The 12,103-nt window shown below is 69.7% G+C and carries 9 protein-coding genes and 2 pseudogenes; 7 read left to right on the top strand and 4 right to left on the bottom strand.

The genetic code is table 11. The annotated features are described in order from the left end of the window. Positions 1-458: pseudogene (locus tag D7V88_RS45280) on the bottom strand (hypothetical protein); the annotation flags it as partial. 584 nt (positions 459-1,042) lie between these two features. On the opposite strand from D7V88_RS45280, the gene D7V88_RS44755 reads away from it, so the two are divergent. Both D7V88_RS44755 and D7V88_RS32295 read left to right on the top strand, forming a co-directional pair. Further along, positions 1,043-3,247, top strand: a complete 2,205-nt coding sequence (locus tag D7V88_RS44755; RefSeq protein WP_244238513.1) for a hypothetical protein — start codon at positions 1,043-1,045, stop codon at positions 3,245-3,247. A 275-nt stretch (positions 3,248-3,522) separates the two neighbouring features. Further along, on the top strand, positions 3,523-3,762 hold the full coding sequence (locus D7V88_RS32295; RefSeq protein WP_120544466.1) for a DUF2188 domain-containing protein: 240 nt from the start codon (positions 3,523-3,525) through the stop codon (positions 3,760-3,762). Between the two features lie 81 nt (positions 3,763-3,843). Here D7V88_RS32295 and D7V88_RS32290 read toward each other — a convergent pair whose 3' ends face one another. Then, positions 3,844-6,636, bottom strand: coding sequence for a vitamin B12-dependent ribonucleotide reductase (locus tag D7V88_RS32290; RefSeq protein WP_120544465.1), 2,793 nt, complete (start codon positions 6,634-6,636; stop codon positions 3,844-3,846). 614 nt (positions 6,637-7,250) lie between these two features. On the opposite strand from D7V88_RS32290, the gene D7V88_RS32285 reads away from it, so the two are divergent. Then, complete coding sequence (locus tag D7V88_RS32285; RefSeq protein WP_120544464.1) at positions 7,251-7,586, top strand: (2Fe-2S) ferredoxin domain-containing protein; 336 nt, start codon at positions 7,251-7,253, stop codon at positions 7,584-7,586. Positions 7,587-7,651: 65 nt separating this feature from the next. On the opposite strand, the gene D7V88_RS32280 is transcribed toward D7V88_RS32285, so the two are convergent. Together D7V88_RS32280 and D7V88_RS32275 are read right to left on the bottom strand one after the other, a co-directional pair. Beyond that, positions 7,652-8,365, bottom strand: a complete 714-nt coding sequence (locus tag D7V88_RS32280; protein ID WP_120544463.1) for a Bax inhibitor-1/YccA family protein — start codon at positions 8,363-8,365, stop codon at positions 7,652-7,654. Between the two features lie 78 nt (positions 8,366-8,443). After that, positions 8,444-9,913, bottom strand: coding sequence for a hypothetical protein (locus D7V88_RS32275; protein WP_120544462.1), 1,470 nt, complete (start codon positions 9,911-9,913; stop codon positions 8,444-8,446). 222 nt (positions 9,914-10,135) lie between these two features. On the opposite strand from D7V88_RS32275, the gene D7V88_RS32270 reads away from it, so the two are divergent. From D7V88_RS32270 to D7V88_RS32255, 4 genes and pseudogenes are all read left to right on the top strand, one after another. Next, positions 10,136-10,576: a hypothetical protein gene (locus D7V88_RS32270; RefSeq protein WP_120544468.1), complete on the top strand. Its 441-nt coding sequence runs from the start codon at positions 10,136-10,138 to the stop codon at positions 10,574-10,576. 283 nt (positions 10,577-10,859) lie between these two features. Further along, on the top strand, positions 10,860-11,351 hold the full coding sequence (locus D7V88_RS32265) for a hypothetical protein (RefSeq protein ID WP_120544467.1): 492 nt from the start codon (positions 10,860-10,862) through the stop codon (positions 11,349-11,351). Positions 11,352-11,385: 34 nt separating this feature from the next. Then, positions 11,386-11,769, top strand: coding sequence for a hypothetical protein (locus tag D7V88_RS32260; RefSeq protein ID WP_120544461.1), 384 nt, complete (start codon positions 11,386-11,388; stop codon positions 11,767-11,769). Positions 11,770-11,794: 25 nt separating this feature from the next. Next, positions 11,795-12,103 (top strand): annotated as a pseudogene (locus D7V88_RS32255) (hypothetical protein); the annotation flags it as partial.

Raw genomic sequence — 12,103 nt, 5'->3', positions numbered from 1 at the left:
GGGTGTGGCTGCTCCTCCGGGGCCAGGGGTCGCGCCCGTGCGTGCGCCGCCTCCTCCGGGAGCGCCGGGGACACCTCCGCCGGGGATGGTCGCTCGGGGTGCGCCAGCAGGGGCTCCTGCGCCCGCGGGGGCTCGGCCTCCGTCGGCGGTGGGGATTCCGGCCGTGGGCAAGACTCCGCCTCCGGGGATGCGCCCGGCGCCTCCGGGTGGGCCGGGTGCACCAATGCCTCCGCGTCCGCCAGGGCCTCCGGGGGCGCCGATGCCTCCGGGGATGGTGCGGGCAGGACCGCCGCCGGGCCCGGGGGGCATGCCTCCTGGAATGGCGCCCCGGCCTGCTCCGGGTGCGCCGCCTCCTGCGATGGCGGTGCCTCCTGGCGCCGGGCCGGTTCCTCCGGGGCCTGGGCGGCGTCCGTCGTCCGCCACGGGCGTTCCGGCCGCTGGACCTCCGGGCGCCGCACGTCCGGTGGGCCCTCCGGGGGCACCAGTGGGTGTGCCCCCGGGTGTGCAGGGCAGGCCGGTGGGACCGCCGCCTCCGGGTGCGCCTCCTCGGCAGGGTCCTCCTCCGGGGGCTGTACCGCCGGTGGCCTCCGCTGGAAGTGCCGGTGAGCCGGCCGCTGTCGCGCCGCCGCGTCCTGGTGCTGTTCCTCCCCCCGGTGGGATGTCTGCCGTTGCTCCGGCGGGTGGGCCGAATGCCGTCCCGGGGATTCCTCCCGGTGCATTGCCCCAGGTTGCTGTTCAGGGTGGGGCGAAGGCTCTCGCGGGAACTCCTCCTGGCGTGTTGCCAAATGTGGCCGCCCACGCTGGGGCGAATCCCCATACGGGAACTCCGGGGGCCTTGCCGGCCGTCGCTGCTCCGCATGAGGCGAATGCCCTTTCAGGCTCGACCGTGGGGGGCATGGCGAACGCCGCTCCTGGAGGCGCCGTCGCTCAAGGTGGGCCGGCGGAGTCGGGTTCGGACGCATTGTCAGACATCGCGGATGGCTGGTCTTTCGAGAGCGCTCCGGTAGCAACTCCGCCCGTTGCGGCTCCTGGAGTCTCGGGGGTGGCGAATTCCACCGTGTCCGGCACCCCGGACTCGCTGCCACCCTCCACGAAGGCTGCCATTGAGGCATCCTCGGGAGCCGCGCCGAACGTTGCTGCCAAGGCCCCGCCTTCGCCGCTGTCCGAGCTGGTGCTGGAGGCCGAGCTTGTCGAAGACGACGACGACGTCCTGATCCCCGAGTCGTTCGACGCCGAGCCCGAATCCTCTCCAACGCTGACCGCCGCTCCGATTCCGCCGGAGCCTGTCGCTGTCCTCTCCAGCGACTCCCTCGACTCGGACATCCTCGAGGACGTGGATGTCATGGCGTCCGAGCCACACGAAGCCCCGTCGCCCGAGGTGGCGGAGCCGGGCTGGGATCTGTTTACGGAGGAGCCCGAGGCCAGCAGCGCCCCCGCGCTGAAGGAAGCGGCGACGGTGGAGGCCAGCCCGAACCTGTCTCCCGCCACCCCTGCCCAGGCACCGCACCCCGAACCCCAACTCGCCACGCCTTCAGCCAGTCACGATGGCGTGTTGGATGCGATGGAGTTCGAGGACCTTCCGGATGCGCCGCCCGCATCGCCGCCTGAGTCGCGCGAAGTGGAGTCGGCTCCCGCACCGGTTGCCGTCGAACTCGCGACACCGGTTCCCCCCGCTCCCGAGGCGTCTGTCTTCACGGCCCCGCCGACCTCTTCCGAAAAGGAGCAACTGGCGCAGTTCGACCCCAGGCTCGCGACGGATGACCTGCCGGTGTCTGTTCATTCAGACACGCCGGCCGCCGCCGAAGCCGTGGTGCCTGCGATTGAAGTCCCGGCGCCTCCTGTCGTGGTCGCGCCGGCCGCGCAGGATGTCGAAGCCGATGCGCTGGAGTTCAGTCTCGCGGGGGAGTCGCCGCTCTCGCCCGAAGTCTCCACGCCTCCCGCCGTGTCTGGCACGGAGTCGGCCGAGCCCTGGCAGGTCGCCGCCGCACCGAAGGCCACCGAACCTGTGCTCGCCGCCGAGCCCGCTGCTCCCGCCGAGGAGCCGCGAACCGAACTCCCCCAGGAGTTCGATGTCGCCCTGGTCTCTGACGCCGAAACGCCTCGGGCATCTCAGCCTCTCCTCTCCGCGGAACCCGCGCCTGTGGAGCCCGAGCCCGCCTCCGTGTCATCCGCTGTCACGGCGTCGGAGCCCAGCTCCGAGTCGCCCGCTGTCACGGCGTCGGAGCCCGCCTCGGTGTCGCCTGCTGTCACGGCGTCGGAGCCCGAGCCTGCCTCCGAGTCGCCCGCTGTCACGGCGTCAGAGCCCGTAGCGTCCACCCAGGCCCCGGAGTCCGCCGCCAGCGTCGCGGACACCCAAGAGTCTGCTCCCATCTCCGAGGACACGGCCCCACCGAAGCCGCGGCTCGTCGTCGCGCCCGCCCCGGCTCCGGCCCGCGAGCGGACGCCCATCTCGCTCGACGACCTTCCCGCTTCCTCCGAAGAGCCCATGCAGCTCGCCTCCACCTGGGAGTTCGTGGGTTGGCAGGGCGGGGAAGGGGAGGGCACTGGCACCGTAGGCCACAGCGCGGACACCACCTGGGCGGACCGCGTGGTCGACCTGGACGGTCCCGCCACCTCCACCACCCCGGCCGCAGGCGAAGGGGGCGTGGCCCTGGCCTCCGCGTGGGAGTTCATGCAGCACCCCTGGCAGCCCCAGGCCTCCGAGCAGCCCGACACCGTCCAGGCCCTGCTCGCCGCCGCCAGCGCGTCCACCGACACGCCGCCCAACGGTCCCGCCATCACGGCGGATCAGGTCCTCACCGCGCTCGACACCGCGGACTCGCAGGGCATGGTTGGCAAGGTGTTGCTGGCCTACAGCGCGGGCCGCTTCCGCCGGGCCTTCCTCCTGGGTGACAGCTTCGGACTCGCACGCGTGGGTCGCGCCTGGGGCCCGGGCAGCGAACGGCCGGAGGTCTCCGCGCTCAAGGTGGACCTGGACGCGCCGTCCCTCCTCGCGTCCGCGCTGAAGGGCCCCAGCCCCAGCGTCTTCAACGCGCCGCAGGGACCGCAGGACGAGGCCATCTTCTCCGCGCTGTGCGAGTCCGAATCACACCTGCTCGTCTTCCCGCTGCACGCGCGCGGTCAGCCCGTGGCGTTCTTCGTCGCGGAGAACGGGCCCGCACCGGTGGAACTCGACACGCTGGAGGAACTGGGCCGCATCGCCGACCGGGCCGTGGAGATCTGCACCCGCCTGCATCGCTTCCCGTGACCGGCAGGCCTGGCTGAAGACACGCAGGGCTCCGGCGCCAGTGCCTCCGCACGGGGCCGGTGTCGCAGCCTTCTGCCCGTTGGGCGACATCCCTGCCCTGCTCCGGATGCGCGAGAGGATGCCCGCTCGTAGCCACACCTCGCCAGGATCCACGCCCTCCAGGGTTCGCTTGGGGTGCGACCTGATGGCGTCACCTCGGGTCGGCCATGCATCGCCAACCCTGAGAAGTACCTTTCCTTCGCGCCCACATTGGGGTCACAGCAGGAGGTACCGACATGGCAAGGCACACGGGTCGCGGAGGAGGCGTGCACACGACCCCCAACCCGAATGGCAAGGGATGGGTGAATCAGCGCGGGGGAGAGGTTGAGAGCACGCATCGGCTCAAGGCGCGGGCCGTGGAGTCAGGGAGGGCTCAGGCCATGGCTCAAGAGACCGAGCACACCATCCACAATCGCGACGGCACCATTGGCTACAAGAACAGCTACGGCAACGACCCGAGGTCATCCAAGGGGTAGCTGGAACAGCCCAGGCCCCCCAGCCCGGGGCTGCGCGTCGCCTCATCGCGACGCACAGCACGGGCCCGCGTCAGAGCCGTCTCAACTGCAACCGCTCGTCGTGCCGCAGTTCGCGCACTTGTAGCAGGCGCCGCTGCGCACGGTGATGGCGCCGCAGGTGTGGCAGGGCGGGGCGTCCGCCTGGTTCAGGTACGTGCTGCGCGAGCTGCTCACCGCGGACAACCGCAACGTCTGCACGGGCGCCGCCTGCGTCACCGGCGCCGGACGGGACTCTTCCACCGGCGTCACTTCCGCGTCGTCACCGCACGGCGCGGTGGGCAGGAACTTCAACGACAGCCACCGGAAGATGTAGTCGGTGATGGACTTGGCGATGGGGATGTTCGGGTTGCCGGTGAAGCCGCTCGGCTCGTAGCGCGTGTGGCAGAACTTGTCCGCCAGCACCTGCATGGGCACGCCGTACTGGAGCGCCAGCGACACGCTGGTGGCGAAGCCATCCATCAGTCCGCTCACCACCGAGCCCTCCTTCGCCATCACCACGAACAGCTCGCCCGGCGTGCCGTCCTCGTACATGCCCACCGTCAGGTAGCCCTCGTGGCCCCCGATGGAGAACTTGTGCGTGATGGACTGACGCTCGTCCGGCAGCCGGCGACGGTGCGCCTTCGGCTCGGGCGTCGCCACGGGCACCGCTTCCGCCGCCACGCGGGGCGCGTCCTTCGGCTTGTCCTGCGACGTGTTGAGCGGCTGCGTGCGCTTGCACCCGTCGCGGTACACGGCGACGGCCTTCAGGCCGCTCTTCCACGCCTCCAGGTAGGCCTTCTCGATGTCCTCCACCGTGGACTCGGTGGGCATGTTCACGGTCTTGCTGATGGCGCCAGAGAGGAACGGCTGCGCCGCCGACATCATCTCGATGTGGCCCATCCAGTGGATGCTGCGCTGGCCCTTGGACGGCTTGAACGCGCAGTCGAACACCGGCAGGTGCTCCGTCTTGAGGTGAGGCGCGCCCTCGATGGTGTCGTGCTTGTCCAGGTACGCGATGATGTCCTGCGCCTGCGTCTGGGGATAACCCAGCTTCTCCAGTGCGAGCGGCACCGTCTGGTTGACGATCTTCAGCATGCCGCCGCCCACCAGCTTCTTGTACTTGATGAGCGCGATGTCCGGCTCGATGCCGGTGGTGTCGCAGTCCATCATGAAGCCGATGGTGCCCGTGGGGGCCAGCACCGTCACCTGGCTGTTGCGGTAGCCGTGCTCCGTGCCGCGCGCCAGCGCGTCGTCCCACGCCTGCTTCTGCGCCTGGAACAGCTCCGCGCTCACTCCGTCCGCCTGGAGCTGGTAGGCCGCCTTGCGGTGCTTGCGGATGACGCCCAGCATGGGCTCCGCGTTGTTGCCGTAGCCCGCGAACGCGCCCTGCTTCTCCGCGATGCGGGCGCTCGTGGCGTAGGCCTCGCCGCACATCAGGGACGTGATGGCCGCCGCGTAGTTGCGGCCCGCGGGCGAGTCGTACGGCAGGCCCGTCGCCATCAGCAGCGCGCCCAGGTTCGCGTACCCCAGGCCCAGCGGGCGGTAGTCGTGGCTGTTCTTGGTGATGCGCTCGGTGGGGTAGCGGCTGAAGCCGACGATGATCTCCTGCGCCAGCAGCACCACCGACACCGCGTGCTTGAACGCGGTCACGTCGAAGCCGCCCTCCAGCGTGCGGAAGTGCATCAGGTTCAGCGACGCCAGGTTGCAGGCCGAGTCATCCAGGAACATGTACTCGGAGCAAGGGTTGGACGCGTTGATGCGCGCCGTGCCCGAGCACGTGTGCCATTCGTTCACCGTGGTGTCGTACTGGAGGCCCGGGTCACCACACAGGTGCGCCGCCTCCGCGATCTCCCGGAACAGCTCCCGCGCCTTGTACGTCTCCATCACCTGGCCGTCGCGCACCGCGCGCGTCTGCCACGGACCGTCGTTCACCACGGCCTTCATGAAGTCGTCCGTGACGCGCACGGAGTTGTTTGAGTTCTGGAAGTAGACCGACCCGTACGCCTCGCCATTGAAGGACGGATCGTATCCGGCCTCGATGAGCGCCCAGGCCTTCTTCTCCTCGCTCGACTTGCAGCGGATGAAGTCCAGGATGTCCGGGTGCTCGGCGTTGAGGATGACCATCTTCGCCGCGCGCCGCGTCTTGCCGCCGCTCTTGATGACGCCCGCGAACGCGTCGAAGCCGCGCATGAACGACACCGGGCCGGACGCCGTGCCGCCGCCCGCGAGCAGCTCCTTGCTGCCGCGCACGCTGGACAGGTTGGTGCCCGTGCCGCTGCCGTACTTGAAGAGCATCCCTTCCGTGCGGGCCAGCCCCAGGATGGACTCCATGTTGTCGTCCACGCTGTTGATGAAGCACGCCGAGCACTGCGGGTGCGCTTCCACGCCCACGTTGAACCAGACGGGCGAATTGAAGGCCGCCTTCTGGCGCAGGAGCAGGTGCGTCAGCTCCGCGTGGAACGCCTCGCGGTCCACCGCCGACGCGAAGTAGTGGCCCTGCTCGCCCCAGCCGGTGAGCGTGTCCACCACGCGCGCCACCAGCTTGCGCACGCTCGTCTCACGCTCGGGCGTGCCAGGGGTGCCCCGGAAGTACTTCGACGCGACGACGTTCGTCGCCAGCATCGACCAGGACTTGGGGACTTCGATGTCCTTCTGGTCGAAGACGACCTTGCCGTCCTCGCCCTTGATGCTCGCGCTGCGCAGCTCCCACGCCAGCTCGTCCGCGGGGTCCACCCCGGGCGTCGTGAAGAAGCGCTCCACGGTCAGTCCCGTCGTCGTCGCCGCCTTCCCCTTCACCTTCACCCCGCGACGCTCCTTGCCCCCGACCACCGTCTTGCCGCCCAACTCCTTCTCCATGACGCCCACCTCCATATTCACTAAGAGTACGGATGCAAAATTCGCAAAATCGCCAACGTCGCGAGATCCCAGGGGATTGGTTGATCTCCCAAGGACACAAAGAGGCGACGTCTGGATGGATCGCGGGGGCAGGCTCCAGCGGACCGAGAGCTGGAATCCGGGCCCGGGCCTGACAGCCCTCCCGCCGGGCGGGCGGATCCATATGATCGCTCACGGGGCCCGTCAAACATCACCTGCTCCCCCTACATCTAGCATTTGAAATCTGCTTACACACTCCAGCTTGGGGGTACGTCCTTCTGCGAACACCCGGGGCGCTGCTCACCTGCGCAGGGGGTGTGGGCTTGATACAGGGCTGATCTAAGACCCGGTCATGACGGTGGCAACGGATGCTTTGCAGGCAACGTAGTGTCATGACCCTACGAAATGAGGCCTTGAGCGGAGGGGGTACGGCCAAGGGCTCGTGATCACTGGCGGATGTTTGCTGTCAGTCCGTGCGGCCAGCCTAGCGGCGGTCCACTGGCGGGGCGAGGCACGGGCGACGTGGAGGGTCCTGGGACGGTCGCTTGCTGAACGGCGTCGTCGATTTCGCCGCCCGGCCGCGTTAGGAGGCCGACATGCCTCCTCCGTTCGAACGCCACGTCTTCGTCTGCACCAACCGCCGCCCGGATGGGAACCCGAAGGGCTGTTGCGCCACCAAGGGCGGGGAGGAGGTCCGCGCCGCCTTCAAGGCGGAACTGGACAAGCGCGGGCTCAAACGCACCATGCGCGCCAACGCGGCCGGCTGCGTGGACACCTGCGCGTTCGGCGTCTCCGTCGTCGTCTACCCGGAGGGCACCTGGTACGGCGGCGTGAAGGTGGAGGACGTGCCCGCCATCGTGGAGGAGCACCTGGTGCAGGGGCGCCCCGTGGAGCGGCTCCTGATGCCCTTCAACAAGAAGGCGGAGCGCTGAAGGCGGCTCCGGGAAGGAACCACCTCGCGCCCCGCCTGGGGACTGCGACGTCGTGACGCTTGTGCCTAGCGGCGCTTGCCCAGCAGGCGCATCAACGACAGGAACAGGTTGATGAAGTCCAGGTAGAGGGTGAGCGCGCCGACGATGCTCACCGTCGCCGTGCTCTTGTACCCGGTGCCCGCGTGGTACTCGCGCAGCTTCTGGATGTCGTACGCGGTGAGGCCCGCGAAGATGAGCACGCCGGCGCACGCGGTGACGAACGACACCGCGTCATTGCGCATGAACAGGTTCACGATGCCCGCGATGACGATGCCGACGAGGCCCATGTAGAGGAAGGTCTTCCAGCCGCTCAGGTCCTTCTTCGTGACGGTGCCGTAGACGGCCATGGTGCCGTAGACCGCCGCCGTGATGAAGAACACCTGGGCGATGGAGCCCGCCGTGTAGATGAGGAAGAGCACGGACAGCGTCACGCCCGTCAGCGCCGAATAGCCCAGGAACAGGGCCGCGGCCACCGGGCCGGAGATGCGGGGCGCCAGGAACGACAGCGCCATCACCACGCCGAACTGCACCAGCAACAGGCCCATGCGGTACTGCGCCACCGCCTGGAGCATCGCGGTGTTCGACAGCGTCACCGCCGCCATGACGCCCGTGAGGGCCAGCCCCGCGAACATCCAGCCATGCACGCGCGTCATGAACGCGCGCTGCGACTCCTGCATCAGCACCGAGTCCACTTCGCTCGCCCGCCCGCTCTGCCACCCACCAGAAGATTCCCACGCCATGTGCTTTCGTATCCTTTCGTGCCGGGACGGCTGCCCGGCTGCTGTGTCCTGATGTAACGCGGAGCCTTGGGCGATGCCTTAAAGGGCCTTCCAGGCCAACAAAAGCTTCGCCGCGACTTCCGTGGTGATGAGGGGCAGCACGCCACCTCCGCCCACGATGTTGACGATTTCCGACATGGACCCCCGGCACACCCCGCCCCACGCGGGCTGCTTCGACAGGCCCACCGACGCATAGGCCGAGTAGTCGACGAAGAACGACGTGGGCAGCACGCTGTTCTGACCGCACAGCAGGTGGTCCTCCGGCTGGGTGTCCACCACCTCCTGCACCACGAAGCCGCCGCCCTGGGTGTCCGTGGCCGCGCGGGCGCACAGTTGGGCCCACGTCAGGGACTCGCCATAGGCGCCCTTGACGCGCTCCTCGTAGGGTACCGTGCCCACCGAACGGCCCAGGAACACCGCCTTGCCGCCGTAGTCCCACGCGCGCTTGAGCACGAAGCGCGCGGGCTCCTCGGACACGCGCGCCACCACGTCGTCCACCGTCGCGCCGTCCGGACCGGTGCCGGGGCCGTGGCGGAAGGGGCGCGTCCAGGGCACCGCGGCACGCACGGCCTCCAGTTCGTCCGGTGTGAGGCCCGCGCTGTCCGCGAGCGCGGGCTCCGTCAGCGCCTGCGACAGGAGCGCGAACGTCGTCTTCACCTCCACCTGCGAGGCGGGCGGGTTGAGGAACACCGCCTTCTTGCCGGGCACGGTGCCCAGGAAGTCCTCCACCCACGGGGCGGGGGACTGCTCCAGCCGGCGCACGAACAGGTGGCGGTAGACGAGGTCGTACTTCTTGCCCCGCACCGTGAAGCTGTCCTCGCCGGACACGTCCTCCGGGTGCACCACGTCCGCGTCCGCGCCGAACTCGCGGAAGCGCTCGCACAGCCAGCGCAGCTCGGTGACCTGTGCGTCGTTCTTGCGGCACAGGAGCGCCACCGTGTCCGGCAACTGCCCGTCGCGCTCGGCCGCGTAGCCGTCCAACAGGGCCCGGTAGAGCGCCAGCGCGTTGTTGCCGTTGAGCGTGTGGAGCGCCGCGAGCCCCTTCTCCGGGTAGCGCAGGTGCCGCGCGACGACCTCGATGAAGGAGCGCGCCGCGATGTCCGAATAGCCCTGCATGGCCGGGATGGTGGCGTTGACCTCCAGCGCCCAGGGACGGCCTGCGGAGACGAAGTAGTCCACGCGCGTCGTCGCAAGCGTGCGGCTCTGCTCCCAGGTGCGCTCGGCCAGCGTGCGCTCCAGGGGGGAAAGGGCGCCGAGCAACCGGCCCGGGTCCTCGCCGGCGAGCACGGCGCGCGCCATCTTCAGCGTGGCGGAGGCCAGCTTCGCGGACAGTTGCGCGCGGCGTTTGATCTCCTCGGCGTCGAGGATGACGGGCGTGGCGGTGATGGGGATGGGCAGCGTGCTGCCATCCGGCTTCGTCACCGCGAGACCGCGCTCGTAGGCGAGCTTCGCCAGCTCCGGTCCGAAATAGTGTGCCTGCCTGCGCAGGACATCCATGAACTCTTGCACGCGCGGAAACCTACGACCCCAGGGGCTCGTGGGTCCACAACCCGCGACCTGTCGGCCTGTTCCCCAGGCCAGCACCCCGGCGCGCGAGGTCCGCCGAGCGGCCGGGCGTGGGGGCCAGGCGACCCCAGGCGCGCCCAAGCACCGGGGGCACGCGGGTCCTGGCTTGCACGCGGTGAAGAGGTCGCTTAAAACAACTCAGTTGCTTTTCGAGATTGAGTGGACGTGAGCCGCCTCCGACGCCACCCCAGCACGAGCCGCCCCGCGTCGCGCCTGTTGGCGTGGCAGTGGGTGCTCGTGTGCGTGTTGGCGTACGTGGGCAGCGTCCTCCACTTCGCGCTCGTGCAGCACACCACGTGCCTGGAGCACGGGGACGTGATGCACGTGAGCGAGGCCTCGTCGCATGGGGGCCCGTCGGAGCAAGAGGTCTCCTTCGACGATGTGCGCGTGGCCCCGGCGCCCCAGGCGCAGGCCGTGCCGCACAGCGCGGAAGCCCACTGTCACCATGCCTTCCTGCGCCGTGAGGCACCGCCTCCGGCCGAGTCCGCCCCGATGTTGGTGGCGGTCTCCACGCGCTCCAGTCCGGCGCTGGCGGTGTTCCGCTTCCACGCGGCCCCCGTCGCGCTGTTGAGACTCGCGCCCAAGTTGTCGCCTCCGCGCGCCTGATTCCGGCCCACGAAGCCCGTCGTTCCCGCCCGGCGTGTGTCCGCGGTCCGGGAAACGTCCGGGGCTTCCGGAGCCTTCGTCGCGCGCGTTCCCGTCCGCTGTGACGTGACGTGACGCCGCGAGGGGCCTCCGGCCGCTCCCGTTCCGCGTGCTTCGTCCCGCTGATCCCCTTCCAGTCTCCGTCGCGTTTCCGCGTGCGGCCATCCCCTTGCTTCCGGGGCGGTGCGCCGTGGGCGCGTGGGGCCTGGAGTCCCCGCAGTCCATCCCCGTGGAGTTCCACACCATGAAGAACAAGCTGCTGTCCGCCGTGTTGCTGTCCGCCTCGCTCCTCGTCTCCGCGTGTGGAGATGACGCCGAAGAGTCCACCGGCGACGAAGAAGGCTGCGAGCACCTGCAGGAAGGCCCCGCCGTCAGCGTCACCGCGGCCGTCTCCGGCACGGGCCCCGCCGTGAGCAATGACCACAAGCGCTACGACATCGCGCTGGTGGACGTGACCGGGGGCAAGGGCGGCGCGGTGTCCTTCGCCGTCGCCGAGGCCACCGACTACGTCCTCTTCACCAGCGCCCCGGTGCCGGTGAAGGTCACCAACGGCAGCGGCGCGACGGTGGAGTTCGAGGAGAGCACCAACAGCTCCACCCTCTGCTCCGACATCCAGGGCCGCCACATCGTGCCCCTCACGGTGGGCACGCACACGCTCACCTTCGGGCCTTCGACGCTGTCCTCGGTGTCGCTCGTCATCGAGGAGTCGGGCGAGCACGACCACGACCACGAGTAACCGTCATCCCCCCGCAGTCCCCCAGGAGAAAGCCATGGGTAGCTTCCAGCAGTTCCTCGACGACCAGAAGATCTCCCCCGCGGTGCTGCTGCGCCGCTCCCGCCAGCTCGAATCCCAATCCGCGGCGGACCGCGTCCTCAAGCGCAAGCGCTCCGAGCGCCGCCGCGAAAAAGAGGGGCAGCAGAAGCCCTACGCGGAGCCAGGCCTGGGCAAGCCGCGCAGTGGCCGGGGCCTGAGCGAGCAGCAGTTGGCCGCCGCGCGCGAGGACCGTCCGGTGTCCCCGCGCGTGCGCTCCAAGGTGGTGCGCGCCGTCAACGCGCTGCTCACGAAGAACGGCGGCACCCCCGTGGACGCGAAGGCGCTCTTCGGTGCGGTGACCGCGCGCGTGGGTCCCACGACGAAGAAGGCCAGCAGCTAGCCCCCGCTTTCCCCCGAGGCGCCCCATGTCCCAGTCGCATGCTGCCCCTGCCGCTGTTCTTCCCTGTGACGTTCGCCGCGATGGCGACCGTCTGTTCGACGTGGCCATGTGGTGCCTGGGCCAGGACGTGCGTTGCCCGGATGGCAACGTGCTCCTGCGCCACGGCCTCGTGCGCGAGCCGCGTCCTCCAGGCGTGGAGGGGCAGAGCGCGTACCAGGGGCGACTCGGGGACGGGGGGCGCCTCACGCTGTGGGGGTTCGGCGCGCTGTGTGACACGTGCGGCGCGACGCTCTTCGTGCCGCGCGATGGTTTCGTGCCCCGGTGGGTGGAGGGC

The sequence above is a fragment of the Corallococcus terminator genome (assembly GCF_003611635.1).
GTDB lineage: Bacteria > Myxococcota > Myxococcia > Myxococcales > Myxococcaceae > Corallococcus > Corallococcus terminator.
Note: the sequence above shows the minus strand (reverse complement) of the source record. Positions and strands in the feature narration are given on the sequence as shown.

Coding starts and splice junctions, on each gene's coding strand:
- D7V88_RS32295 (WP_120544466.1), top strand. CDS start 3,523: ATGGCAAGGCACACGGGTCGCGGAGGAGGCGTGCACACGACCCCCAAC.
- D7V88_RS32290 (WP_120544465.1), bottom strand. CDS start 6,636: ATGGAGAAGGAGTTGGGCGGCAAGACGGTGGTCGGGGGCAAGGAGCGT.
- D7V88_RS32285 (WP_120544464.1), top strand. CDS start 7,251: ATGCCTCCTCCGTTCGAACGCCACGTCTTCGTCTGCACCAACCGCCGC.
- D7V88_RS32280 (WP_120544463.1), bottom strand. CDS start 8,365: ATGGCGTGGGAATCTTCTGGTGGGTGGCAGAGCGGGCGGGCGAGCGAA.
- D7V88_RS32265 (WP_120544467.1), top strand. CDS start 10,860: ATGAAGAACAAGCTGCTGTCCGCCGTGTTGCTGTCCGCCTCGCTCCTC.
- D7V88_RS32260 (WP_120544461.1), top strand. CDS start 11,386: ATGGGTAGCTTCCAGCAGTTCCTCGACGACCAGAAGATCTCCCCCGCG.